This window comes from Enterococcus sp. BSD2780061688st2 D3 (assembly GCF_005844145.1).
Classification (GTDB): Bacteria; Bacillota; Bacilli; order Lactobacillales; family Enterococcaceae; genus Enterococcus_B; species Enterococcus_B durans.
This window is the reverse complement of the sequence record NZ_SPHN01000005.1, coordinates 38,274-64,367: the sequence shown is the minus strand read 5'-3', so window position 1 is coordinate 64,367 and position 26,094 is coordinate 38,274. Positions and strand designations below refer to the sequence as shown.

The window sequence follows — 26,094 nt, the reverse complement described above, 5'->3', positions numbered from 1 at the left end:
GTTCTTTTTCATCTGTTGCGTCTTTTCTTTCATTCTTGCATTATTACCGATAGCTAGGTGGTAAATGGAATTTTCCATGTTCCTCAAATAACTCACCTATCTGAAACAGCAAGTCTTCTCTTCCTCTAGCTGCCATGAATTGGATACCCAGCGGTAAGGAGTCTTTCGTCAGATGTGTTGGTAAACTAATTGCTGGCTGACCAGTCAAGTTTGCCAGTTGCGTATATGGCGTAATTTGCAAGCTCTCTTCAAACATCTCTGAGATGACTTCTAAGCTTTCTTTTTCATTGTATTCTTGGATATTTGCAATTTTTTCTCGAATCGCATCGCTTTGGAGATCTCTTGCTACTTCAGGAGCAGAAAAGGCAGTGGTTGGGGAAAGAAACAGATCTACCTCTTGGAATAATTCTTCCATTGTTATAGCTGCATGATCCCAAACATGCAACGAGCGAATATAAGTAGACGCTGACACTTTATTTCCATACTGTAATAATGTCCAAGAGATCGGTTCAAGTTCTGTTTGTCGGACTTGTCGACCTAAGCCATCCTCGATAGACTGGATCATCGCCGCGGTCTCTGCTCCATTCATTTGATAATACGATTGGATAAGCCGACGTCCATCCAATGGATAGTTGATCTCGATTACATCATGTACTTGTTGCTCTAAAAATAGCACTGCGTTCGCTACAGCTTGCTTTGCTTCTTCACTGATAACTGATCCAATCGGTGATGCAGTACAAACAGCGATTTTCAAGTGTTTTTTCTTTTCATGCGTTTGCCATTCTGCTGGCGCTACTTGATAAGGAGCACCAGTGTGTATTCCTCGTAGTCCCGTAAACAACGCTTTTGTATCTCTCATCGAAACGGTTAAGCCAAAATCAATTGCCGCACCTTGCCACCCTCGCCAAGCTTGTGGACCTACAGGCATCGTTCCTCTGGAAGGCTTTAACCCGATAAGTCCACAAAAAGACGCTGGAATCCGAATTGATCCTCCCCCATCGCTGGCACCAGCCAATGGTAGGATACCAGAAGCGACAACTGCTGCTGCACCACCACTTGAGCCACCAGGTGAATAATCTGTATTCCAAGGATTTCTAGCTGGACCATAGATCTGAGCATCGGTGATATTTTTAAAGCCAAATTCTGGTGAATTTGTTTGTCCTAATGGCATAAGACCGATAGATTCCACTTGATTGACAAAGTTGGAATTTTTTGATGCCCGTTGTGTTTGAAATAATCTGGAGCCAAAAGTTGCCAGCCAGCCTTTTTTCTCTTGACCAAGCATTTTCAGCGGGAATGGTACACCATGTAGCGGATGGTCTGATTTTTCATTGAATTGTCTCTTCTCATCCAGTACCTTCTCAGGCTCGAAAGTGACTAGAGCATTTAGTGCAGGATTTTTTTCATTGACTTTTTTTATGATATCTGCCATTAACTCCTCATGACTCAACTGTTTGCTTTTCAGTTGCCTTGCTAGTTCGATTCCATCTTTCAAGTGTATCACTCCTTTTCTATAATTTTCCCATAACCCTTCTAATTGCACAATGATTTCGTTTGCAACCAGTGTGTCTTCTTCCGAATTTCTACTTGACACCAATTTTTTATAGCGAAGGCATTTGATTCTTCTTTAACATTCGGATATTTCGTTTAAAACGATAAGTTAAAAAAAGCGAACGTACGTATAAATCAATCCCAATCGCTACCCACACACCTGCAATTCCTAGATTCAATACTTTCCCCAACAGTAGCACACCTAAGACTCGTGTGACCCACATCCCGAAGGCCGTGCTATAGAGAGGCGTTTTGGTATCTCCCATTCCTTGTAACACACCAGCTAATATCAAACTGATAGCTAATCCCGGTTGATTGAATGCATCGATTCTAAGCGCAATAGTGATTTGCTTGATTGCCTCAGCGTCAGTTGTAAACCAAGGTGCAATATAGGGTGTGCCAAAAAACAATCCTATACCCAGTATACTTAATACAATGACCCCGTATTTAACAGCATGAAGAGCCACACGTTTCGTTTCTTCAAACTCTTTTTTTCCAATACTGTTTCCTGCTAAAGTTGCGGCTGCGGTAGCTAATCCATACGCTGGCATATAGACAAAACTTTCAATGCTTCCTGCAATCGAATGGGCGGAATAAGTTTTAGCACCAATGGCTACGATCAAGCCAAAATACAATACTTGTCCTAAGCGCATAACCAGGCGCTCTAAAGCCGCAGGAAATGAGAGCTTCAGTAATTCCTGATAATTGCTGCGTTGGAATAGTGACATGAAAGGAAAAGCTAGAACGGATGATTGCACTTTTCGATACAATAAAATAGTTCCTAAGACTCTTGCAACCAGCGTGCCGATAGCTGTTCCCACTACACCAAAAGCGGGTATCGGTCCTAAACCAAAAATCAATATGTAGTCGAGGATGATATTCAGAAGATTGGTGATAAAGCCGATTTTCATCGGGGACTTCGTATCACCGATTGCTCGTAACATACTTCCCAATAAAATCATCGTGGCAATAGCAATTGATCCGCCACCTACAATACTGAAAAATTGTAATGCATAGTCAAAGGTCTGTTTTGTCGCACCCATTAAATCCAACAGCTGCGGTCCTACCAGAAAACTTACTAGACCTAAGATTAGACCTGAAACAATTGCTAACAATAATGACTGTTTAGCAATCAATGTTGCTTTTTCACTATCTCCCGCTCCGATATTTCTAGAAATCAAAGAGGATGTGCCGATCCCTAAAGCAATAAATACAGCAATATAAACATTTAATATTGCATTGGCTATACCTATTCCTGCCACAGCAAACAACCCAATTTGTGCGATCATCAAAGAATCGATGAACCCAACAGACGTTTCCAATATATTTTCGATCGTGGCAGGAAGCGCCAACTTGATCAATTTTCTTTTAATAGTTGAGTCGTTATTTGATCCTGGCTCTCTTATATCCATCTTCCATCACTCAATTCATTTTATTATATTGGGTAATCACACGTTTTAAATGGTCCATCTCTTCCAATAAATCAGCACCTTCACTTACATGCATCAACGAATGATCGGCTTGAGCTTCCAAAAGAATCTGACTTATTTTTTGAATCGCTGATCGCGCGGAATTCAATTGGATCAAAATATCAGCATAATCTTTATTCGAGTTGACCATTTTCTTGATACCCACTACTTGTCCTTCGATTTTATTCAAGCGTTTGATCAACTCTTCGTTATGGTGTTCGATCAAATGTGACATATGATAACCTCCAAAATAGTTTTATGGGGGTACCCCCCATCCCCTATGAATATATGCTTTTGTCTATTAATTGTCAAAGAAAGCTTTTTATAGGATCAAATCCTCTCGACAGCTAAGGAAGCTTTTATCTCTACAAGAGCATACAAAAAAGAGACAAAAGCGAGGAAGGCTTTTGTCTGGTTCTGTAATATTCTGTTTAATAGATTTAGTTATTCAACGAATTTCTCAATGAAAAATGCGCGTTTTAAAATCCATTTTCATTGCAATTGATTTTTAAAACGCGCATCACATCATTCGTTTCATTCATTCATCGTTTTCAGTTTTCCACGAAACTCAGCAATCGAATCGTAGCCTTTTTCTTCCATGATTGCTGCCAATTCTTTTGTGATACGGTCAAAAATCGCTGGGCCTTCTTTATGGAGTTCAGTGCCGATCTGCAGCATCGTGGCGCCACAGAGGAGATGCTCATAGGCATCCTGCCCATTACGGATACCCCCTGTACCGATGATTTTGATTTCAGGGTTCAATCGTGTATAAAACGCTCGAACATTGGCTAACGCAGTTGGTTTTACATACTCGCCGCCTAATCCACCAAAACCGTCTTTTGGTTTTATGACCACTGAATCATTTTTCGGATCGATATATAATCCATTCCCGATACTGTTGATCGAATTGACATAAGTCAACGGAAATTGATTCAAGATCGCTGCCATTTGATCAAAATGTGCGAAATCAAAATACGGAGGAAGTTTGATTCCTAATGGTTTCGTGAAGCGAGCAAAGACTTGTTTCAATAAATCGAATGTAGCGTCAAAATCATATGCCAACTGAGGTTTTCCTGGAACATTGGGACAAGAAAGATTTAACTCTGTGATTCCTTTGAACGCACTATTTTCAATCATCGTCAGCATCTCTAAGTTTTCAGCTGCGCTCATACCCGCAATCGAAAAGAACAAAGGCTGTTTCCCTTCGTTTTCTTTCTCATAAGCTAATGCGTAGTCAAGATAATAAGAATAGCCAAGATTTGGTAATCCCATGGAGTTGATACTACCTAGTGGAACGTCAAAGTAACGTGGTTCTGGATTACCAGCACGTTCTGTGAGTGTACAACTCTTGGTAATAAAAGCTCCTGCGGATGAACGGTCCAATTCAGCCAATTCGCTGACAGTCATACAGTGGACACCCGAAGCATTCATAAAAGGATTTGCAAAAGTGTGATTGAAAAAAGTCGTTTCTAGCGTCAAGTTATTCTCTCCTTTGATAAATCATTTTTTCCAGTGTATCATTCTCTCTAAAAAATGCAACTAAGAGTTGATAAAAATCAATCCTCTGTTTCTGTGGAAAGAACCTCACCTGTTTGACTATTTAATTTCACCTTCGTTGTTTGTTTCCCATTTTCGACTTTTACTTCCCAATAAGTGGTACCTAAATCTTTATCCAGATCCCAGTCAGTTGCTGTACCTCCACCAACTTTTTCAACTGCTTTTTGAGCAGCTTCCTCCGTTGACAACAAATTTGTTGTATCTAAAGCATCTTCTTCTTTCTTTTTGCTGTCATCTGGATCGAGTTTTTCAGGCGTTTGAGCTTCCAGATCTTCTGTATTGGCATCGATTTTTACTTCATATTCATTTTGGTCATCGGCACCTTCGATCTTGTAAAAATAGCTTCCCCAATCACTATCCAATTCTAAACTCGTCACTGCAGCATCTGGGTATTTATTTTGGAAAAGTTCAATTGCTTTTGTGACAGAAACTTTGATCACTTGATTTGTCTCATTTCCTGTACTACTTTGACTGCTTTCTTTAGCAGAAGTACCTGTACTTGTTGTATCGCTTGTCTTAGTTGTCATAGTAGTAGCTGTCGTTTGACTTACAGATGAGTTCTCAGACTTTGTCGGCTGGCAGCCTGCAAGTAGAAATAAAGAAAATAACCCACAATAAATAACTTTTGTTTTCATTTTTTCATATCCCTTCTTTCATAAATAATCCGGTTTCTTTCAGTATACAGAAGAAAAAAGTAAAAGTCATTTTTATACTATTTGTTCTTTTAAATAAAAAAAGCAGCAAAGAAATCAAAAATGCCTCTCAAAAGTTGGTTCTAACTTTTGAGAGGCATTCATTTTTCTTGCTACTTTCAACGATTATGCACGGTGCATTGGAATATCATTGTTACCTGGTTGAACTAATAGATATTGGATTACATCAATATTGCTTGATTCAAAGGAAGCTGCACAAGCTTGTAAATACATATCCCACATTCGGTAGAAAGAATCACCCATTTTTTCAGTGACTTTGTCTTGTACCGCGTGGAAATTTTTCGTCCAATGTTCTAGTGTTAATTGATAATCACGGCGTAAGCTTTCCAAATCGATCAATTGAAGATCGTTTTTAGTGATATTATCGACTAATTCTGTGACACCCGGAACATAACCACCAGGGAAAATATATTTATTGATCCAAGCATTTGTTGCGCCACCTTGTTGACGACTGATTCCATGGATCAACGCGGTTCCTTTAGGATTCAATAAGTTTTTCACTACTTTGAAATAACCTTCAAGATTATCAGAACCGACATGTTCGAACATCCCTACACTGGTAATATGATCAAATGTTTCGCCTTTAAGCTCGCGGTAGTCCATGAGTAGGACACGGCATTGATCTTCAAGATGTTCTTCTTTGATTTTTTTAGTGATATGGTTATATTGTTCTTCACTTAATGTGATACCCGTCGTTTTCAAGTTATACTCTTTCGCTGCAGTAAACATCAATGTTCCCCAGCCACAACCGATATCAAGTAATGTTTCATTTTCTTTAATGAACAATTTGTCTAGTATATGGTGTACTTTATTGATTTGTGCTTGTTCAAGCGTATCTTCTGGAGTTTCGAAGTATGCACAAGAATAAGTTAATGTAGGGTCAAGCCACATTTCATAAAAATCATTTCCTAGATCATAATGAGAGTGGATATCCTCTTTGTTTTGTTGCTTGGTATGCTTCTCTTTTTTAGGAAGCCATTTTAGATAATCTTTTCCTCGTAAAAAACTATTTGCTTGTTGATAAGCATCATTGATCAATGCTTGGATACTTCCCTCAATCTCGATGCGATGATCCATATAAGCTTCACCTAACGCAAGAGATGCATTATTGGTGATCTCTTTCATAGGGATTTCTTCGTGGATATTGATTTTGATTTGGGGAGGATTACCCGTATCTCCGTATTGTTTTGTCGTACCATCCCAATAAGTAACTTCAACTGGAAGTGAGAAAGAATGTGAAAATAATTGATTGTATAAAGTCTTCTCTAACATGATTTTCCTCCTTAAAAAAAAACTACCCTATAACGTTAATACTAAAAATTAAAAGAATCAACTAAGAAGGTCTCTTTTTTTCAGAAATTTTTCTCAAAACACGTCAAATTTTCATTTTTTTCGCATACATTCTCTCATAATTCAAGATAGTTGTCACTTGATCGGCTCATCTTTAAATCCAGTCTTAGCAAAAATCCATAAAAGCAGCAATACAGCAACCGTTGATTGGATTCCTAACATCAGTACAAAATCAAAATGGACCAACCCTACTACAGCGGAAATAATTGAACCAACCCCGATCACATTCAGCATCAGATTCGCACTCTCTTTAAATGTATGAATGGAAGAGAAACGGCTTTTTCGTGTCATCCACAAGAAGAATGCAGCGCCAAAGAGGATCAACGCAGTCATGATGAACAAAATGATCCCAAGACTCAAGCTATATGAAAGGATGATCGTCGGCCGATTGCTGGCATAAAACGCTTGTTCAAGAAAGAGTTGAAATTCTTGCGGCGTAGTCACACTAGCAGGGTCAAATGAAGAAAGATAATTCATTTGATACGTTCTGGTTGTATCCCCTTCTTTTTGTTGGATCGTCCAATTGTTTTTTTCAAAGTTGATGAATGCATTTTTTTCTGATTGTTGTGCTTTTGATAGATCAGTACCAATGAGTAGTTCATCTGATTCACTAATGACCATTGGCGCTGACTTTAATTCACCGTTTACTACTTTTAATTGTGAAAAACGATCGACTCCTGGCTGATCGTTCAGAGATTCAACTGTCAAAAATTGTGCCATAGGAATTGCTTTTACTTGATTAGCGTAAAACAGGGTGACAGGCACAACCATCAATGATACTAAGAAAAGAAAGATCAAACTGAAGTTAAGCCATGAAAGCTGTTTTCTTCCTGCAAATAATTGCTTAGGTCCAATTAAAGCAGAAAAATAATTCAATGGAAATGTTTGCATATTAACACCTCTATCCTTTTGTTCCTCCAGAAGTCAATCCTGTGACAAAGTTTTTTTGTAAAAAGAAGAATAATAAACAAATCGGTAACGCAATCAAGATGGCTCCAGCGGCAAATAATGAGACCCGCTGATTCGTTACATCAGAGATGAACGTTTGTAACCCTACAGCGACTGTTTGGTTTTCTGGTGTACGAAGCAAGAATTTCGCTAACATGAAATCACCAAATGGACCCATGAACGCCCATAAAGCTTGAACCGCGAGCATCGGTTTGACCAACGGCAAAACGATCTGCAAGAAAATACGGAAATGTCCTGCTCCATCTAATTTAGCGGATTCATCTAAATCGATTGGGACTGTATCGAAATACCCCTTCATCAACCAGGTATTCATTGGGATTCCTCCCCCGATATAGATCATCGTCAAGAACCAATAGTGATCTAATGCACCGAGTAGAAACGCCATCACATAGAAGGCGGTCAATGCAGCCATCGTCGGAACCATTTGGATCACCAAAAAGAACATCAAACTTGATTTTCGACCAACGAAACGATAGCGACTATACGTATAACCAGCCAATGTCACCACCGTTACTTGGATAGCCATGGTCAAGATCGAAATGACCAATGTATTTTTATACCAAGTGCCATATAATGTTTCGCTGAATAACCGAGTAAAATTATCAAGTGTCCAATCACTCGATAAATCTAAACTGAATGCTGCAATATTTCCTGATTTAAATGCCGTACTAGCAGTGATCAGCAATGGATAAATAATGATGATCGATAGAAGAATAAGAAATAGATAGGTAAAAAAATGAGAAACTCTTCGTTGGAATTTTGCGCTTGAATTAAATTTTTTCATCGTTTAGTCCTCCATATTGAACGCATTTGTCTTTTTGAACACCAGCAAGGAGACACAGATAACGATCGCAGAAATGATCAACGTGATCGCAGAAGCCATGGAATACTGTGGAGACGTTCCTGTTGTCAATTTATAGATCCATGAGATCAGAATATCTGTAGAACCGGCACCGCCACCAACACTACCAGGACCACCATTATTAAACAGATAGATCATTGAGAAGTTATTGAAGTTTCCTGTATATTGAGTAATGAACGTTGGTGCAGCTACGAGAAAAATCGCCGGCAAAGTGATATTTGAAAATCGTTTCCAAGCATTTGCTCCATCGATTTTTGCTGCTTCATATAGATCCTCCGAAATCGACTGCAAGATCCCTGTAACCATCACATAGATATACGGGAATCCTAACCAGCCTTGGACCATGATGATTGCTACTTTTGTCCAATTAGGATCTGTTTTCCATGAAATCGCAGAAATATCGACAAATGGCAGATTGTTCAAAAATGGAATGACCTGTGTATTGATTGCTCCGACACTGTCGTTGAAAATATTCGAAAAACTCATGATAGTGATAAATGCTGGTACAGCCCATGGTAAAAGGAAAATGATCCCAAAGATCCGACGAAACTTGATGAACTTTTGATGTGCCACTACTGCTGTGAAAATCCCTAATGTGATTTGGAGCGTTGTTGCACAAAGTGTCCAGATCACTGTCCAAGAGAATACGGATAGGAATGTGTTTCGATAAGAGCTTAAGAAAAAGATACTAAAGAAATTTTTTGCTCCCACCCAGTCAATCAGACTAGCCGGAGGGATATGCTTGAAATCATAATTTGTGAATGCGGTGAACAATGTCACTAATACGGGAAAAATAATGGTAAAAATCATTAAGAGATATGCTGGAAGCGTAAGTAAATAAGGAAAACCCTCATCTCCTACATTATGTATGACTTCCTTCATCGTACGATTTACTTTTTTATTTTCCTTACGCAAAGTAGCGACTCTTTTTGCGTCTAGTAGATTCAATCCATAAAAAATGAAAAAGATGATCGTAATGATCAATTGGAGCGTTCCTTGAATCAAAATAAATAGAGAATGGTCTTCCATCGGTACGCTACCTAATGTGATCAATCCTATCAATGATTGAAACCCACCTAAAATCATTTGGATGATGAATGCTAGAAAAATAACGATAAAGACAATTCCTTTAAATCTTTGTCCATTGGCAAATTGCCCCATGCCGGGGATAAGTGATAGTAAGGTCACTTTTTTTACATTGACTTCATTTTTGTCTTGTTGCATCTTGATGCCCCCTTATACTGCTAATCTATACAAAACTTGCTGCTTAATGATCCAACTCGTCAAACGGCTATCCCTGTCTTTTGACAATAAATCAAAAACTCTCAAAATAAGAAAAACTATTTCGAGAGTTTTCTTTTTTCTCACTTCTATCAAAACGCTTCTTTTACAACTTCTACACTTTCTGATAAAAGCTTTGCTTGGAACATCTATTTTTAATGGAAAACTCTATTACTTTCTAGTGCGTAATTTTAATATTTTTGTTCGATTGCTTCTTTGATTGTCTTAACTGCATCAGTTGCAGATTCTTTTGGTGTCTTCGTTCCAGAAGCAGCATCGAACATCAAGTTTTCAGCACCAGTCCAAACTTCTGCCATTTCAGGGATGTTTGGCATTGCTTGCGCATTTTCATACTGGTCAATAACCGCAGTAGTCAACTCGTCATTTTTTGATTTTGCTGTTTCACGTGCAGTTTGGTTTGCAGGGATCTCGTTGACCATTTCAAAGAATTTTTCTTGGTTCTTTGTGTTTGTCACATAATCCAACCATTTTTGAGAAAGTTCTTTGTTCTTAGAGTAATTACTTGCAACCCAGCCTTTTCCACCACCAAATGGTTGATATGCTTCACCGTTGTCCAATGTTGGGATTTTTGCTACGCCATAGTTCATTTTATTGTCTTTATACGTTTGTGCTTGCCAAGGTCCGTCAATGATTGCTGCTGATTTGTTATCCATGAATTGTTGGCTAACGAAGTCTCCAGCACTCTTGATATCTTGCATTCCTTTAGGCCATACATTTTGGAACCAATTTGTTGCATACGTGATCCCTTCAATCGAACCAGCATTATCTAGACCAATATCAGAAGGATCTGTTCCGTTATCACCGAACACATAACCGCCGTAACCAGCTAATAAGCCATAAGAATAATAGAAGTCTGTCCATTTCGCTAAGAAGCCGGTATTTTTACCTGATTCAGATTCAAAAGCAAAACGATCATCTTTTGCTAATGCTTCTAAGTCTTTGAATGTTGTTGGTGCTGTTTCTACTAGATCTTTGTTGTAATAAAGTACCAATGTTTCAATAACTGCAGGTTCTCCGTAAATTTTGCCATCGTAAGTGACCTGAGCTTTGTCTGTTTCGTCATAATCCGCTTCGTTCCCTAGTTTTACTTCTGCTAGGTGTCCTTGTTGACCTAAAGCACCGATTCTGTCATAAGCTGCCATCATTACGTCTGGTCCTTTTCCTGCAGGTCCATCAAGCGAAAGTGCTTCCAATTGTTCGAACATGTCTTTTTCGACTAATTTGATTTTTACATCATTTTCTTTTTCAAAATCACCTTTGATTTCATTGATGTAATCTTTGTACCCAGAATCGACCGATACCGTTAAAGTCTTTTCGTCGCTTTCGCTGCTGCTCGTTGAAGAACTTCCGTTACCACAAGCTGCTAAACCACCTAGAATACCAAGTGACACTAAACCTAACCCCAATTTTTTCACATAGTTTTTCTTCACTTTCTTTTCCTCCGCTTCTTTGGATTCGTTGCTATATAAAAAGTATACTGTTATAAAACTACCTTTTGCAAACGCTTTCTGTATGTTACCGGTAACAACTTATTCACACATAATCAAAAATCCATATTGTTGGATCTCTGCTTTGCCATCATTCAGCAGTTCGCTGTTTTGACTGAATATAACTTCGCTTTGTTGCTCAATGAGGTACGCTTCTTGTCCCTGATTGAAGATGGCATGGATTTTTTGTCCATTTAATTCTCGTGAAAAATGGATGACATTTCGACTGTCATCGACCAACTCCCAACAGGTTGTTCCATTGATCAAAATCTCAGATAGTCGTTTACGCAAATAAATCAATTCTTTAGTAAATCCATATAATTCCAAATCCTGTTGTTCTTCTTCCCAGATCATACATTTACGACAATCTGGGTCTTCACCGCCAGTCAAGCCGATTTCTGTGCCATAATAAATACACGGTGCCCCTTTTTGCAGAAACATGAATGTCAAAACTGACTTCATCAGCTCTTTATTCTCCTGACATAATGTCAAGATTCGAGCAGTATCATGGGAATCTAATAGATTGAATGTTCCCTCATTGACCTGGTCTTGATACAACATTTGCTGATGATTCATTCCACTTACCATTTGCTGCGCACTGATCTTTTGCTTCACAAAATAATCTTTTATAGAATCCGTATAGGCATAGTTCATCACTGCATGGAATTCATCTCCTTGTAACCAAGCTTGTGAAGAATGCCAGATCTCACCTAAAATATAAATATCCGGTTTGATCGCAGTTACCGTTTCATGGAATTTTTTCCAAAAATGATGATCGACTTCATTCGCTACATCTAGGCGCCAACCATCGATATCGAATTCCTTCACCCAGTAAGCCGCTATTTCCAGCAGATATGCTTGCACTTCTTTATTTGCTGTATTCAACTTCGGCATGAAAGGCGTAAACGCAAACGTGTCATAAGCTAAGTTCGCCGCAGTTTCGGGGATTTCCGTCATTTGGTACGTATCTACAGGGAAAGAATGGATATGGAACCAATCTTTATATTCAGAGTGTTCCCCGTTTTTCACGACATCTTGCCATTGAGGCGAATCACTACCGATATGATTGAACACCGCATCAAGCATGATTTTCATTCCTTTTCGATGCGCTTTTTCAATCAATTCTTTCAACTGTTCTTCCGTCCCGAATGCGGGATCAACTGCGAAATAGTCGATAGTATCATATTTATGATTCGACATTGCTTTGAAGATCGGACAAAAGTAAATCCCATTGATCCCTAGATTCCTCAGATAATCTAGATGATCGATCACCCCTTGAAGATCCCCACCAAAGAAATCATCGCGGTCAGGCGCTTTACTGCCCCAAGGCAACGTACCTTCAGGATCATTACTAGTATCGCCATTTGCGAAACGTTCTGGGAAAATTTGATACCAAACAGTTTCTTTCGCCCATTGTGGAACTTTGAAGCGATCGATCTCATGGAAATAAGGAATGCGAAAATAATAATTTGCCTCTGCTAAAGTAGCTGGCTCGTAAGGGAAAATACCTTGATCTCCATAAAAACACTCCATTCCATCGATTCCAACGATATGGAAGCCATACTGTAAGCGTCTCGTATCACTCGTTTGTTCGATCTCCCAATAGTCATGTACGAGTGTACTCAATCCTTTTTTCATTGGAACTTCCTGTAAATACCATTTCTTAGACGTAATGGTATAAGGATCGCCACTGATAACATAAACTTTTTTAACATCGTCCTTACTAGTACGCAGACGAATTCGAAACGTATCTTTTTCGTACAAAAAAGCATATTCACTTTCTGGACGGTGATAAATTGCTGCCGTATTCATATATTTCCTCCTTTTTTTAAGATTACGTTCTCACTATAAAAGACCGAAAAGAAAAAGACAACGCTTTCAAAAATGTTATCGGTAACAGAATTTAATTTGAGGAAAAGAAAAAAAACAGTTCCAAAAAGTGAAAAACCACCTCTCACTTAATGAAACTGCTTCGTAAATTCCTATGAAATCGAACTTCTTTTCAGTCAATGTGCCATAACTCATTTGAAATGGAGGTATCAAGGGTAAATGTAACTCGAGAAGTTTTGCTTTTTCAATTCTCATTTCTTCTCTTCACCATCCATTCACTCACCACCAATTCAAACGAATTAGGCTGTTCGGTATGGATACAGTGACCGCTCCCTTGAACAACAACAAATTCAAAACGGTCTTTCTTTGTAACAACTTATCACCCGATTTCTCTAAATTTCCAATTATATTCTCCGGTAAAAAACAGTATTGGTATCTATAGGGAAGTGAGTAACAGCCAATCATTTTTCTGTTTTCCCGTCCCTATGTACTACAGACTCATACCAAATTCGAAGCGCTTTTGTTTCCTCCTTCTTTCTCTATCTTTTTTGTTACTGATAATTCATTTTCTAGCAAAACCTGTATTTGCGGAAAAGATGGAGCAACCTTCTCAAGTAAATGATCCAATATCCGTACCAAATATTACACACGATCCAAAAGTTTTTTAAAAGGCTTATCTTGCGTTTTCACTGTTCGGCCAACGATCAACTCTTATTTCACTTGTTTGATCCATTCAATATCCAACCATCAAATCCGCCTAAAGAACCTCTTTATTCTGATTGTTTTGATCGAAAGGCGAACTACTGAAAAGCTCTGGTTGTTCTCTTCTTTAACTTGCAAAACAAAAAATCTTTTAAAAAACTCTTTTTTGGACTACTTATTTTGTATGACGTTCCTTAACTTTAGCTCGTCTGTTTTTCCCTAGCCTGATTAATCCAAATTGTCGATTTGATGTTTATCAAAAAAGTGTGTTCCTTTTATTTCTTTAAAGAAACTTCCTCCACTTTTTTCCATTATTTGTCCTTTAACATTTCTTAGAAACTCCTCTTGACCTAAATAGAGATAAGATAATAAGAGCAAAAAGTTAGGCATATCCAACTTAAATGTTAATCTCTTGTTAACTTTTAGAGATTATTAGGTTATACTAATAACATAACAATAAAATTAAAATAGAATGAGGAAGTGAATGGATGAATAATATAAAAAAAATCACTTGGACTTACATAAAAATAGTCTTTGCGTTAACGATCTTAGGGGTAAGTATCAATATGTTCTTAGGCCCCCATCATATTGCAGCAGGCGGCGTAAGCGGGCTTGGTATCCTCTTAGAATCTGCATTAGGATTTGACCGTGCAATGGTCATCTTGGTACTGAATATCATTATGCTAGTATTGGCTCTTCTTTTCTTAGGCAAACAACCTTTCTTCAAAGTTCTCTTTGGAAGTCTTGTCTTTCCACTGATCATTGCCATCATTCCTGAAACAATGATTACTCCTGATCGTTTGCTCTCGGTCATCTTCGGTAGTGCCATCTTTGCACTCGGTGTAGCAATTTTATACAAAAATAACTCATCAAGCGGCGGTACAACGATTCCTCCACTGATTTTCAAAAAATATTTCCATTTAAATACCTCAATTGGCCTATTATTTACTGATGCTGTTGTCGTTTCCCTGAATTTATTCGTCTTTGGATTTGAAGAATTCTTATATGCGATCCTCTCTATCGTCATCACGTCAATCGTCATGTCTTATATCGAAACAGGAACGAATCGAAAAAAATCGATCATGGTCATGAGCGAAGATTCGCTAGAAGAAATCAGACGCCGTTTGAGTGCGGAGATTGGGCGGGGATTGACTCTCTTGGAAGCTAAAGGCGGGTATAATCGAAAGTCGAAAGAAGTGTTACTGATTGTTGTCACTGATCATGAATTTTCACGAATCAAACCATTGATTGAAGAAATCGATCCAACTGCATTCGTTATCGTCAATAGTGTAGCTGAGGTAATGGGTAGTGGTTTTACGTACCATCCAATCGAGTGACCCTGATCCATAAGAGCATGAGACAAAAGTATGAAACACTTTTGTCTCATGCTTTAAAAACGAATAAACGGTAAACGGTGGGAGCAGAAACAACTCTTTCTTAAATAAGCCGAAATCCACAACAATTTGAAAAGCAATCTTCGTGAATTTCTTCTTATTTCTCGGAATCAAGTACTTCTACCCCAGCCTCTTTTTTAAGATTACGCGTTTATTTTGAAGTTATCCCAAAAATCTTTTTTCCAATCTTTTTCTCCTGATCGTTTGCTGAACGATCCATACGAAATAGTATAGACCTAGATTCCTGAAGCAGACGTTACTGTTTTGGCAATCTGGGTCTTTCTTTAGCCATTCTTGTCTTTCTCCAAGCTATTATGTTTCTCCCACTGACCTTTTTAACGAGTACTGAAATCTTTTAGTTTGCTCTTTTCCGTTTAGTTGTATACAATTAAATTGTACACAACTAAATTTAAAGGAGTGTTTCTTATGAAAAAAATGTATTCTACAAAAATGATCAATACAGGTGGACGTTCTGGAGAAGTGCATAGCCCTGACCATTCATTCGAATTAAATATTGCTGCCCCTGGACGTCGTGTCGAAAATGCGACAAATCCGGAACAATTGTTTGCTGCCGGTTTCAGTGCTTGTTTCAACAGTGCGTTGGAATTGATCAAAAACCAAAAAAACATTGCTGGAGCTTCTACTATCAGTGCACAAGTGTCATTGTATGCTGAAAACGAAATGAGCTTTGTTTTAGGTGTCGAAATTGAAGGACATGTTGATGGTCTATCATTAGAAGAAACACAAGAATTATTGGAAGCAGCTCACAAGGTTTGTCCTTATTCAAAAGCAACAGCAGGAAATATCGAAGTGACCTTGACAGCCGTTGAAGGCTAGACATTTTTAAAAAAATCAGCTATGCTAACAAAGGATTCTAATGAATGGGGTGAATGAAAATGGAAGACTTATATTTAGAAAATCAGTTGTGCTTCCCTTTGTATGCAGCCTCAAAAGAAATCACCAAATATTATACGCCACTATTGAAACCATTAGGACTAACCTATACGCAATATTTAGTAATGCTTGTCTTGTGGGAAAAACATCAAGTGACGATGAAAGATTTGGGTAAAATCCTTTGTTTAGATTCTGGTACGTTGACACCAGTGATAAAAAAGCTAGCAGAAAAAGAATATCTTACACGGGCAAGAGACACTTTAGATGAACGGATCGTTCGCATCAGTTTAACGGATAATGGCAAGTTTCTAGCAAAAAAAGCAGAAACGATTCCATCAGAGATTTTTGCTCATCTTCCTTTAGAACCTGATGAATTAGTCCTTTTGCAAAAACTAACAACTAAAATGGTGAATAATTTTCGTCATACTACTTGATTTGAAGTTACTGCTGACTTTTTGTATAAATTGTCAGCAGTTTTTCTTTCTTATTCTTGGAATCCACACTATAATCAATTACATAAGCTATTATTTCATTACACTTGGAGGTTGTTGTGTTGTCTGTTTATCAGCGTTTCCTGGCGAATGAAAAAGTTCGTCGTTTAACTGTTTTATTATCGATCATCGTTGTTCTCTTTCTTGTAAGGAGCATGATCACCACTATTTTACTTACCTTTATTTTTACCTATCTGATGATCCATTTAGTTCAAGTCATCCAACGATTTGTGAAGGTTCCGACCGGCGCATTGACGATCATCATTTATGCCTTAGTCGTTTATCTGATCTATCTTGCATTTACAAAGTATATCCCTGTACTGATCCATCAGACATTCGACATGATCCAATCAGTGATCAATTTCTACGAACATCAGCCGAAAGATGCTGACCCTGTTCTCTTGTATATCCATAATTACATTGAACGAAACGATTTTTTTGAGCAACTACAAAATGGTGCATCGATCGCATTAGGCTATTTACAAGATATCGGTAAGTTAGCCGTTGCTTTTGCCATGTCATTCATCTTAAGTTTCTTCTTTATGATCGAGAAGAAAAAAACAGTTGTGTTCTCACGATTGTTTTTAAAGAGTGAATTTGCTTGGTTTTTCCAGGATATCTATTATTTTGCCTATAAATTCGTCAATACATTTGGCTTGGTTTTAGAAGCACAATTCATTATTGCCTTACTGAATACATTATTGACGACCGTTGCCTTAGCCGCTTTTGGTTTCAACCAATTATTAAGCTTAGCCATCATGGTTTTCTTTTTAAGTCTGATCCCAGTTGCAGGTGTGATCGTTTCATGTGTTCCTCTTTCGTTCATTGCTTATTCTCAGGGAGGGATCAAAGATGTTGTCTATATACTTTTAACGATCTTAGTCGTCCACTTGATTGAGTCGTATGTCTTGAACCCAAAATTGATGTCAAGCAAAACAGAATTACCGATTTTCTACACCTTTATCGTTCTATTAGTTAGTGAACGATTCTTCGGCGTCTGGGGTTTGATCGTCGGAATTCCGATCTTCACTTTCTTCCTTGATGTCTTAAAGGTGAAGGAAATTCCTCAACACGTCACAAAGGAAACCAATCCCTGACCTAGCGCTTATTCGTATTTAGAGTGAGGTCGAAACAAAAGTCGTTTAGGTTTGAGAAATTAGAAAAAAACGAACAATACGCTTTTTGTATTGCTCGTTTTTTTTTTGATATTTCCGAAAAAATTGACTTTTGGGCGCCGTTTATTTGAGAGAGGCTGGGACAGAAGTGTTTAACTCCGAGAAATAAGAAGAAATGAACGAAAATTGCTTTTTCAAATTTTTGTGAATTTCGGCTTATTTCCGAAGGAGTTGCTTCTGCTCCCGCCGTTTATTCGAGTGTTTGTAGCAAAACTGATTTTTAAATTTGTTCCACATCCACTCTTTTTTGATCATCTATTTAGTTATTAGTGGAAAAAAATGAAAAATCGTCCTATGATTAAATTACCATCATCAAAGGAGGCAATGTACAATGTGTACATCGATTACTTATTCAACGAAAGATCATTATTTTGGTCGTAATTTGGATTTGGAGATTTCTTATCATGAAGTGGTAACCATCACTCCTAGAAATTATCCATTTAAATTTCGGAGAGTGACGGATATCCCCACCCATTATGCATTGATTGGTATGGCAACTGTTGTCAACGACTACCCTCTCTATTATGAAGCAACGAATGAAACAGGTTTAAGCATGGCAGGACTAAATTTCCCTGGGAATGCGCATTTCTTTGAAGAAATGTCCGAAAAAACCAACATTTCTCCATTTGAGTTTATCCCTTGGATCCTAAGTCAATGTCAAAATGTCTTCGAAGCAAGAGCATTATTAAAGGAAATCAACTTAGTCAACATCGATTTCAGTGAAGACTTGCCACTTTCGCCTTTACACTGGATGATAGCAGATCAAAAAGAGTCGATCGTGGTCGAGTCTACAGTTGATGGATTGAAAGTATATGATAATCCTATTGGTGTATTGACGAACAATCCTACTTTTGATTACCAACTCTTTAATTTAAACAACTATCGACATGTCTCTACTCATACCCCAGAGAACACTTTTTCTAAAGATCTAGAGTTGACTGTCTACAGTCGCGGCATGGGTAGCATTGGTTTACCAGGTGACTTATCTTCTAGTTCCCGATTTATCAAAGCTGCTTTTACCAAACTAAACTCAGTTTCAGGAGATTCAGAAGCCGAAAGCGTTGGGCAATTTTTCCATATCTTAAAATCGGTGGAACAACAAAAAGGGTTATGCGATGTTGGAAATGGTCAATTTGAATACACTATCTATTCCTCTTGTTGCAATATGGACAAGGGAATCTACTACTATACGACCTACACAAATAGCCAGATCACAGCGATCGATATGCATAAAGTAGAGTTAGACGACTCAAAATTGTTCACCTATCCTTTAATTGAACAAGAACAAATCAACTACCTCAATTAAACGCGAAAAAAAGAGGCCAAGACAAAAGTCATTTAGGTTTGATAAATTTCAAAAAAAAAACGAACAATACGTTTTTGTATTGCTCGTTTTTTTGAAATTTCCGAAAAACTTGACCTTTGAACACCGTTTATTTGAGAGAGGCTGGGACAGAAGTGTTTAACTCCGAGAAATAAGCAGAAATTCACGAAAATTGCTTTTCAAATTTTTGTGAATTTCTGCTTATTTAAGAAGGAGTTGCTTCTGCTCCCGCCGTTTACTCGAGAGTCTATAGCAAACCTGATTTTTTAGATTTGTCCCACATTCTTCATAACATGTTCCATCTTTTACAGGCATTGTAAATGTAGCCTTTTCTTTTCAAAAGCTTCGATTTTAGCTCTGTAACATTCATGAGTCAAAAGTTTCCCTTTAACAAAGGTTCATTCTTATTTTCTTTTTAACTTCAAAATCGTGAATCCTAGAAGTACTAAACCAACAGGTATGAAGAATAAATTGGATTTTTCTGCTGTTTTAGGCAATGTTGATTGACGATCAGATAAAGAAGGATTTTCTTCGTTTCGGTAATTTTCATTACTATTATCATTCGCCTTTTCATTTTTATCGATTCGAATCCGTGGAACTTCTTTTACGTTCGCATGTGTATTTCTATCAAAATCTTGTGTTTTGATAATATCATTATTTATGTTTTTCCCATGACTATTGGCCTTTGAATGATTCGTATTCTCAGGAACTTCTCTGTTTGTTTCATCAGAAGGATTCCCATCAGTTCCCGTTTGGGGCGGTGTTGTTTCTTGACCATGCCCTTCTGGTGTTGTGACTTCTTGCCCTGGCTCTTCTGGTTCTGTCACTTCTTGTCCTGGTTCCTCTGGTTCTGTGACCTCTTGTCCTGGCTCTTCTGGTTCTGTCACCTCTTGTCCTGGCTCTTCTGGTTCTGTGACTTCTTGTCCTGGCTCTTCTGGTTCTGTCACCTCTTGTCCTGGCTCCTCTGGTTCTGTGACCTCTTGTCCTGGTTCTTCTGGTTCTGTCACTTCTTGATCCGGTTCTTCTGGTTCTGTGACTTCTTGTCCTGGCTCTTCTGGCTCTGTCACTTCTTGATCTGGTTCCTCTGGTTCTGTGACTTCTTGATCCGGTTCTTCTGGTTTAATCGTCGGTTTATTTCCACCGACATTGCCATCTGTCTCTGGGATCTCAATTAGATCTTCGTCCCCTGAATCTATTGACGCTTCTTCAATCGTTTGTCGTTGGCTATATGGTGTCAGATGTTGGTTATCAGAAGGAGTACCATCTGCTACTTTAACTGTAAACAGTGCGGGCTTTGTTAATGATCGATTAAGTGTTACAGTAAAAGAAAAACTTGCTGCTCTTTGATTGATTACAAGTGAACTAGGATCGTACCCAATCGTTAGTGCTGGATCAACCCCTTCAAATAAAACACTTGATTGTAAGATAGGTGCTAAATCTCCTGAATAATCGACCGTTGCATTTACCGTGATCGTTTCGCCAACGGCCACTTTCATAATACCTGAATTTGTTGGTAAAAAGATATCTTGTAATGTGATACGATTGACATTCGCCCAACCTGGTTCTGTTGAACGTATGGTTATGGGATATTGTGGCGCAGCTTCATCAACTTGTGCTGCGTCAACTGGTACTGCTAGACTAGCTAAAACAACAGAAGCAAATAAAACGTTTAAATATTTCATGCTCTTTCTCTCCCATCTTTTTTCTTTATTACTCACAAGGAATAAGATAATACAAATTGTTAGGAGATTTTTACTGTCTTTTTGTTTAAAAACAAGAAATTTTCAGTAAAATTATTCAAGATCATACCAAATGGAGGAACGCGATGCAGACACAAGAAGCAATAAAAAAGTACTTATTGAAGAAAAAAAACGTGACCAAACTTGATATTTTCCTTTTTCTATCGGAACACCGTTTTTTTATTACCACACATTATCTAGCCGATTATTTTGATATGTCTGATTCCAATCTTTTATTGTACATCCAAGAACTTGAACAAGACTTCACTACACTTGAATTCGAAGAGATCGCTATCGTAAAGCAGAAAAATTTTATCAAATTAGCTTGTGAAGAAATCGATATCGCCAAGTGCTACTATGGACTACTAGGAAAATATTGCTCAGAATCTACCAATTACCAAATTCTAACTGCCTTACTAAGCGAGAATGGCAATACGATGACTAGTCTCAGCCAACAAACGAATTACAGTCCTTCCTATCTTTATTCCAAAATGAAGACAGTGAACCAATTTTTAGCATTATACGGTATCTCCTTCAAATTTTCGAATAAAGGAAGAAAAATCCTTTCTGGAACAGAAGTACAAATACAATATTGCTTTTTAGATGTTTATTGGAATATATTCGCCAATACTTCTTTTCCTTATTCCAATGAACCGGAACAAACAATCGCTTACACTCTCAATGCTTACTTCAAGAAGGATTTGTTGATCGCCTTGAATGGCGGCATGATCGACAAGCTGTACTTACTATTAAAAATATGTCAGGAGAATTTTCCAGCTACTACTTTGAAAAATGTTCAAAAAGAATTTACGGAACACGGCTACATCGAGTATTTAGTGGACCCTGTTTTCGATTTGCTTCATCCCAATTTGCCTATTGGTTATGAACAACGTATTCTGATCAATGTTTTAGCACGGTTAGCCATATCTAAAATCGAGAGCGACGAATTGAGCCAGTACCAATATGAACTATTATTGAAAGCCAAAGTTCCCCATATTATGTATTGTAAAAAAATGGTTGAGGCCTTCGCTACTCATTTCAGCTTGAACATACCAAGAGATCAGCAAGCCTTATATACGATGAACTTTGCTCGTAATAAAATCTTTAGTACTTTTTTGAATCACGATCAGCCAAATACACCTCTACCGACTTTTGTGTTGTATCAAGGCAAGAAAAATTTTACTGTCTTGCAAAATGAGATCGAGCGATTCTACCTGCAATTCAGAGAAGAACACCACCATTATTTACCTGAGATTCTCGATCGTGAAAATGTCCAATGGATCGTGGAAGATTTACTGCATCTTTATGATCGCTTTAAAGCACAACCCACTATCGTTATTGGGATCAATTACACAAAAGACTTTTACGTAGGTAAAGATCTATTGGTAAAAATCGAGCAAATTTTTTCTTCAGATTCAATCATCATCCAAAAGTACTATATGGAAGAATGCGATATCATCGTGAGTGATTCCCCCCTTGACCATCTTTCAAAAGATATCAAGAAAATCTATTTGTTAGATGGGATCGTTTCTCCAAATGATTGGAAAAGGGTCGTAACGAAAATCGCTGAATATATCTTTGAATTAAAACAAGAAAATGACTATAGTATTTGTCCGTAAAGTGTTTAGTCAAGATCCAACTTGCTTGATGACTGTATTTTTATCGCACCTTTTTTAGCGAAAAAATTTAATATAACAAAAAAACATTGACTTATTCTCTCTTTCTAAATTATATTTATTATAAATAAATAATTATTATCGGAGGTTTTATTATGTCAATGATCGGAAAAAAAGTTGAAGAATTTACAGCACAAGCTTATCGTAATGGAGAATTTATTGAGGTATCAGAAAAGAACCTGATTGGAAATTGGAGTATTCTTTGCTTCTACCCAGCCGATTTCACCTTTGTTTGCCCGACTGAACTTGAGGACCTACAAGAGCAATACCATGAATTAAAATCACTTGGCGTAGATGTTTTTTCTTGTTCAACGGATACCCACTTTACCCACAAAGCTTGGCATGACACATCCGAAGCTATAGGTAAAATCAATTATACGATGATCGGTGATCCTTCTCATCACATCTCTCGAATTTTTGATGTACTAGATGAAGAACAAGGACTTGCCCAAAGAGGAACGTTCATCATTGATCCAGATGGAATCGTACAAGCAATGGAAATCAATGCAGACGGGATTGGACGTGATGCAAGTACACTGATTGATAAAATCAAAGCAGCTCAGTATGTCCGTACGCATCCTGGAGAAGTCTGCCCAGCTAAATGGAAAGAAAGTGGCGAAACATTGAAGCCAAGTTTTGATCTTGTAGGAAAGATATAGAGGGTCGTAAGATGTTAGATAAAGAAACGAAGCAGAATCTCGCCCACTATTTAGAGATGTTAGAATCTCCCGTTATTTTTTCAACAAGTACAGATGACTCTAATGATTCAAGAAAGTTACTTGAGTTCTTAAATGAGATTGCCCAGATGACGGAAAAAGTGACAATCGAAGAGAAAAAGTTGTCTCGCACGCCAAGTTTCGAGATCAACCCATTAAATGGAACTAGCGGGATCGCCTTTGCTGGGATTCCTTTAGGTCACGAGTTTTCATCTTTTTTGCTTGCCCTACTACAGGTCAGTGGTCGTCCTCCAAAAATCACGGATTCTTTAACACAACAAATCAAGCAAATTCAGCAGGACTTACATTTTGAAACCTATGTCAGCTTGACTTGTCATAACTGTCCAGATGTCGTCCAGGCATTAAATATTCTGTCTGTTTTGAACCCGACGATCCATCATACGATGATCGAGGGCGGTATGTACCAGAATGAAATCACTGAAAAACAAGTGTTAGCAGTACCTACTGTCTATTTAAATGGACAAGAATTTGCAAGTGGACGTATGACACTTGAACAAATCATTGAACAGATTACAGGTCCTCAAACAGTTACGCCATCTAGTGAGTCAACGCCTTATGACGTTTTAGTTATCGGTGGTGGTCCAGCAGCGAGCAGTGCAGCCATCTACGCAGCACGAAAAGGTATTCGTACTGGTCTTGTAGCTGATTCTCTTGGTGGCCAAGTGATCGAAACGTTGGGTATTGAAAATATGATCGGGACGCCTTACACAGAGGGGCCGCAATTGATGAAACAAGTTGAAGAACATTTGCGTTCTTATCCGGTGGACATTATGACCAATCAGTTAGTGACCTCACTTCAAAAACAAAACGATTCTTTTGCTGTTTCCTTGAAAAGTGGTCAAAAATTAACAACAAAAACTGCTATTATAGCAACTGGCGCACGTTGGCGATCAATCAACGTACCTGGGGAAAAGAAATTTAAGAACAAAGGTATCGCCTATTGTCCTCACTGTGATGGGCCATTGTTCACTGGGAAGGATGTTGCGGTGATTGGTGGCGGAAATTCCGGGATTGAAGCTGCCATCGATCTGGCAGGACTAGCAAACCATGTTTACGTATTGGAATTTCTTTCTGAACTAAAAGCAGACAAAATCTTGCAAGATAAATTAGCTACACTTTCAAATGTGACCATTTTATTAAATGCAGAAACACAAGAAATCACAGGAACTACTCATGTCGACTCAATCACTTACAAAGACCGAGCTACTGGGAAAAAACAAACATTGGATGTTGCTGGTGTCTTTATTTTGATTGGATTGGTTCCAAATACAGAATGGCTTTCAGCCCCTCTTGAGATGAACGAGCGTGGAGAAATCATTGTTGATCTGCATGGAGAAACATCGATCAAAGGATTATTTGCTGCTGGTGACTGTACAAATAGTTCCTATAAGCAAATCATTATTTCAATGGGCTCCGGTGCAACTGCGGCTCTCGGAGCATTTGATTATTTGATGAGGAATTAAGAGCAGCTAATAGAGCTAAAAAAAAGAGGTCGAGACAAAAGTCGTTTAGGTTTGAGAAATTGGAGAAAAAGCGAACAATACATTTTTTGTATTGCTCGCTTTTTTTAAATTTCCAAAAAGACTGACTTTTGGACGCTATTTATTCGAGGATCTGTAGCAAAACTAACTTTTAGATTTACTCCACATTCGATTGCTCCACTTTTGTTCCAATTGCTTATCCACTTCACTTTTAGTCGTTATCCTACCTATTCTTTCCACACTCCACTTCTTTTGTTTTTGACCTTCTATTCTTTAAAAAGAAAAATCCTCTTTACTACCCTTTCTTCATGTAAATCAATATAATGAAGGAAAAGGAGAAAGGAGAACCTATGACAAATAAACTTTATAATATGCCTTTTTCTACTGTCTATCCTCTCTATATTGCGAAAGTCGAGAAAAAAGGACGTTCAAAAAACGAAGTTGATCAAGTGATCGAATGGCTGACTGGGTATGGACAAGATGCGTTGAGCCAACAAATACAAAATAAAGTCGATTTTCGTACTTTTTTTGCTGAAGCACCCCATTTGAATCCTAAACGTGATTTGATTACAGGACTCATTTGTGGTATCCGCGTAGAAGAGATCGATGAACCACTTATGCAGAATATTCGTTATTTAGATAAATTGATCGATGAATTAGCTAAAGGAAAGAAAATGGAAAAAATCCTTAGAAATTAAAGGCTCCTATAAGTTATCATTTGGTAAAAACAACTTTTCCAGTTAGAATAGAATCAAAGGAGGTTTGTGTTATGTTTGATATGGTGCGAAAGAATTTCCAACGCTACGCTTTTCTACGAGCAGCAATTTACATTATCGCCGGTCTGGCTATTGTGATCAATCCGACTGCGGTCTTTCACTTTATCGGCTATCTGATCACTGCATATTTTGCATTACTTGGGTTGATAAATATTTTAGAAGCGCATAAAAATAAAAAACAAACAGGTGATTGGGGATTTGGCTTGGTAAGTGGCATCATCTTTTTGATCATTGCCTTGATCGTTCTAGTTTTTGCCTCTGCTATTGTATCGATCTTACCAATCATTCTTGGACTAGTGATCATTGCAAATGGACTATTTCAATTGTTCTTTGGCCTAAATACTAAGTCAAAAGGTTGGAGCTTATATAGTGTCTTGCTATTGATCGGCGGATTGATCTTATTATTCAATCCCTTCAAAAGCTTGATGTTCCTTTTCCAAATTTTTGGCGCTATTTTGATTTTTATGGGTATATCAGAAATTGTTAGTTTTTTCCGAGTACGTAAAATGTATTCGTAGGTTTCTCAAAGAAAGCAAAAAAGCCTTTTGCACCTTTCGTGTTTAAAGGTTTTTTTGTTGAAATAGAGAATTTTTTCTTGCTTTTTAAATAATATTT

22 protein-coding genes and 2 pseudogenes are annotated in these 26,094 nt (G+C 37.8%); 11 read left to right on the top strand and 13 right to left on the bottom strand.

The features are described from left to right. Positions 1 to 43: 43 nt before the first annotated feature. The 11 genes from FGQ66_RS05690 to FGQ66_RS05640 all read right to left on the bottom strand — a co-directional run bounded on the left by FGQ66_RS05690 (position 44) and on the right by FGQ66_RS05640 (position 13,072). The gene (locus tag FGQ66_RS05690) at positions 44 to 1,495 is read right to left on the bottom strand and encodes an amidase (protein WP_138301975.1); all 1,452 of its coding nucleotides are present in this window, start codon (positions 1,493 to 1,495) and stop codon (positions 44 to 46) included. A 106-nt stretch (positions 1,496 to 1,601) separates the two neighbouring features. Further along, positions 1,602 to 2,963, bottom strand: a complete 1,362-nt coding sequence (locus FGQ66_RS05685) for an MATE family efflux transporter (protein ID WP_138301974.1) — start codon at positions 2,961 to 2,963, stop codon at positions 1,602 to 1,604. Between the two features lie 10 nt (positions 2,964 to 2,973). Continuing rightward, entirely contained in the window at positions 2,974 to 3,255 is a 282-nt protein-coding gene (locus FGQ66_RS05680) for a metal-sensitive transcriptional regulator (protein WP_053109022.1), read from the bottom strand. A 299-nt stretch (positions 3,256 to 3,554) separates the two neighbouring features. After that, positions 3,555 to 4,499 (bottom strand): dihydroorotate oxidase, encoded by a 945-nt coding sequence (locus FGQ66_RS05675; protein ID WP_138301973.1) that lies wholly within the window; start codon positions 4,497 to 4,499, stop codon positions 3,555 to 3,557. 77 nt (positions 4,500 to 4,576) lie between these two features. After that, the gene (locus FGQ66_RS05670; RefSeq protein WP_138301972.1) at positions 4,577 to 5,212 is read right to left on the bottom strand and encodes a PepSY domain-containing protein; all 636 of its coding nucleotides are present in this window, start codon (positions 5,210 to 5,212) and stop codon (positions 4,577 to 4,579) included. 183 nt (positions 5,213 to 5,395) lie between these two features. After that, positions 5,396 to 6,562 (bottom strand): class I SAM-dependent methyltransferase, encoded by a 1,167-nt coding sequence (locus tag FGQ66_RS05665; RefSeq protein WP_005877620.1) that lies wholly within the window; start codon positions 6,560 to 6,562, stop codon positions 5,396 to 5,398. A 153-nt stretch (positions 6,563 to 6,715) separates the two neighbouring features. Beyond that, positions 6,716 to 7,531 carry a maltodextrose utilization protein MalA gene (locus tag FGQ66_RS05660; RefSeq protein ID WP_138301971.1) on the bottom strand — a complete coding sequence of 272 codons (816 nt, stop codon included), beginning with the start codon at positions 7,529 to 7,531 and terminating at the stop codon, positions 6,716 to 6,718. Positions 7,532 to 7,541: 10 nt separating this feature from the next. Next, the gene (locus tag FGQ66_RS05655) at positions 7,542 to 8,393 is read right to left on the bottom strand and encodes a sugar ABC transporter permease (protein WP_005877615.1); all 852 of its coding nucleotides are present in this window, start codon (positions 8,391 to 8,393) and stop codon (positions 7,542 to 7,544) included. A 3-nt stretch (positions 8,394 to 8,396) separates the two neighbouring features. Then, positions 8,397 to 9,695: a carbohydrate ABC transporter permease gene (locus FGQ66_RS05650; protein WP_005877613.1), complete on the bottom strand. Its 1,299-nt coding sequence runs from the start codon at positions 9,693 to 9,695 to the stop codon at positions 8,397 to 8,399. 248 nt (positions 9,696 to 9,943) lie between these two features. Further along, a complete protein-coding gene (locus FGQ66_RS05645; protein WP_016176626.1) occupies positions 9,944 to 11,203 on the bottom strand; it encodes an extracellular solute-binding protein in 1,260 nt (419 codons plus the stop codon). 99 nt (positions 11,204 to 11,302) lie between these two features. Next, positions 11,303 to 13,072: a glycoside hydrolase family 13 protein gene (locus tag FGQ66_RS05640; RefSeq protein ID WP_138301970.1), complete on the bottom strand. Its 1,770-nt coding sequence runs from the start codon at positions 13,070 to 13,072 to the stop codon at positions 11,303 to 11,305. 1,208 nt (positions 13,073 to 14,280) lie between these two features. On the opposite strand from FGQ66_RS05640, the gene FGQ66_RS05630 reads away from it, so the two are divergent. Next, positions 14,281 to 15,129 (top strand): YitT family protein, encoded by an 849-nt coding sequence (locus tag FGQ66_RS05630; RefSeq protein ID WP_005877607.1) that lies wholly within the window; start codon positions 14,281 to 14,283, stop codon positions 15,127 to 15,129. A 72-nt stretch (positions 15,130 to 15,201) separates the two neighbouring features. Here FGQ66_RS05630 and FGQ66_RS15675 read toward each other — a convergent pair. Further along, a pseudogene (locus FGQ66_RS15675) lies at positions 15,202 to 15,300 on the bottom strand (DUF3788 family protein); the annotation flags it as partial. A gap of 312 nt (positions 15,301 to 15,612) precedes the next feature. Here FGQ66_RS15675 and FGQ66_RS05620 point away from each other — a divergent pair. The 5 genes and pseudogenes from FGQ66_RS05620 (at position 15,613) to bsh (ending at position 19,052) form a co-directional block, all read left to right on the top strand. Beyond that, positions 15,613 to 16,023 carry an organic hydroperoxide resistance protein gene (locus FGQ66_RS05620; protein WP_104661625.1) on the top strand — a complete coding sequence of 137 codons (411 nt, stop codon included), beginning with the start codon at positions 15,613 to 15,615 and terminating at the stop codon, positions 16,021 to 16,023. 59 nt (positions 16,024 to 16,082) lie between these two features. Continuing rightward, on the top strand, positions 16,083 to 16,514 hold the full coding sequence (locus tag FGQ66_RS05615) for a MarR family winged helix-turn-helix transcriptional regulator (RefSeq protein WP_113845616.1): 432 nt from the start codon (positions 16,083 to 16,085) through the stop codon (positions 16,512 to 16,514). A gap of 119 nt (positions 16,515 to 16,633) precedes the next feature. Next, positions 16,634 to 17,668 carry an AI-2E family transporter gene (locus FGQ66_RS05610; RefSeq protein ID WP_025481333.1) on the top strand — a complete coding sequence of 345 codons (1,035 nt, stop codon included), beginning with the start codon at positions 16,634 to 16,636 and terminating at the stop codon, positions 17,666 to 17,668. A gap of 155 nt (positions 17,669 to 17,823) precedes the next feature. Next, positions 17,824 to 17,947, top strand: a pseudogene (locus tag FGQ66_RS15670) (DUF3788 family protein); the annotation flags it as partial. 130 nt (positions 17,948 to 18,077) lie between these two features. Then, positions 18,078 to 19,052, top strand: coding sequence for a choloylglycine hydrolase (bsh, locus tag FGQ66_RS05605; RefSeq protein ID WP_138301968.1), 975 nt, complete (start codon positions 18,078 to 18,080; stop codon positions 19,050 to 19,052). Between the two features lie 422 nt (positions 19,053 to 19,474). Here bsh and FGQ66_RS05600 read toward each other — a convergent pair whose 3' ends face one another. Beyond that, positions 19,475 to 20,752, bottom strand: a complete 1,278-nt coding sequence (locus FGQ66_RS05600; RefSeq protein WP_138301967.1) for an LPXTG cell wall anchor domain-containing protein — start codon at positions 20,750 to 20,752, stop codon at positions 19,475 to 19,477. Positions 20,753 to 20,895: 143 nt separating this feature from the next. On the opposite strand from FGQ66_RS05600, the gene FGQ66_RS05595 reads away from it, so the two are divergent. The 5 genes from FGQ66_RS05595 (at position 20,896) to FGQ66_RS05575 (ending at position 25,997) form a co-directional block, all read left to right on the top strand. Beyond that, positions 20,896 to 22,428, top strand: coding sequence for a helix-turn-helix domain-containing protein (locus tag FGQ66_RS05595; RefSeq protein ID WP_138301966.1), 1,533 nt, complete (start codon positions 20,896 to 20,898; stop codon positions 22,426 to 22,428). 152 nt (positions 22,429 to 22,580) lie between these two features. After that, on the top strand, positions 22,581 to 23,144 hold the full coding sequence (ahpC, locus tag FGQ66_RS05590; RefSeq protein ID WP_005877596.1) for an alkyl hydroperoxide reductase subunit C: 564 nt from the start codon (positions 22,581 to 22,583) through the stop codon (positions 23,142 to 23,144). A gap of 11 nt (positions 23,145 to 23,155) precedes the next feature. After that, entirely contained in the window at positions 23,156 to 24,685 is a 1,530-nt protein-coding gene (ahpF, locus tag FGQ66_RS05585; RefSeq protein ID WP_138301965.1) for an alkyl hydroperoxide reductase subunit F, read from the top strand. A 368-nt stretch (positions 24,686 to 25,053) separates the two neighbouring features. Further along, the gene (locus FGQ66_RS05580) at positions 25,054 to 25,401 is read left to right on the top strand and encodes a DUF2200 domain-containing protein (protein WP_138301964.1); all 348 of its coding nucleotides are present in this window, start codon (positions 25,054 to 25,056) and stop codon (positions 25,399 to 25,401) included. A gap of 71 nt (positions 25,402 to 25,472) precedes the next feature. Next, entirely contained in the window at positions 25,473 to 25,997 is a 525-nt protein-coding gene (locus tag FGQ66_RS05575) for an HdeD family acid-resistance protein (protein WP_138301963.1), read from the top strand. Positions 25,998 to 26,094 lie beyond the last annotated feature (97 nt).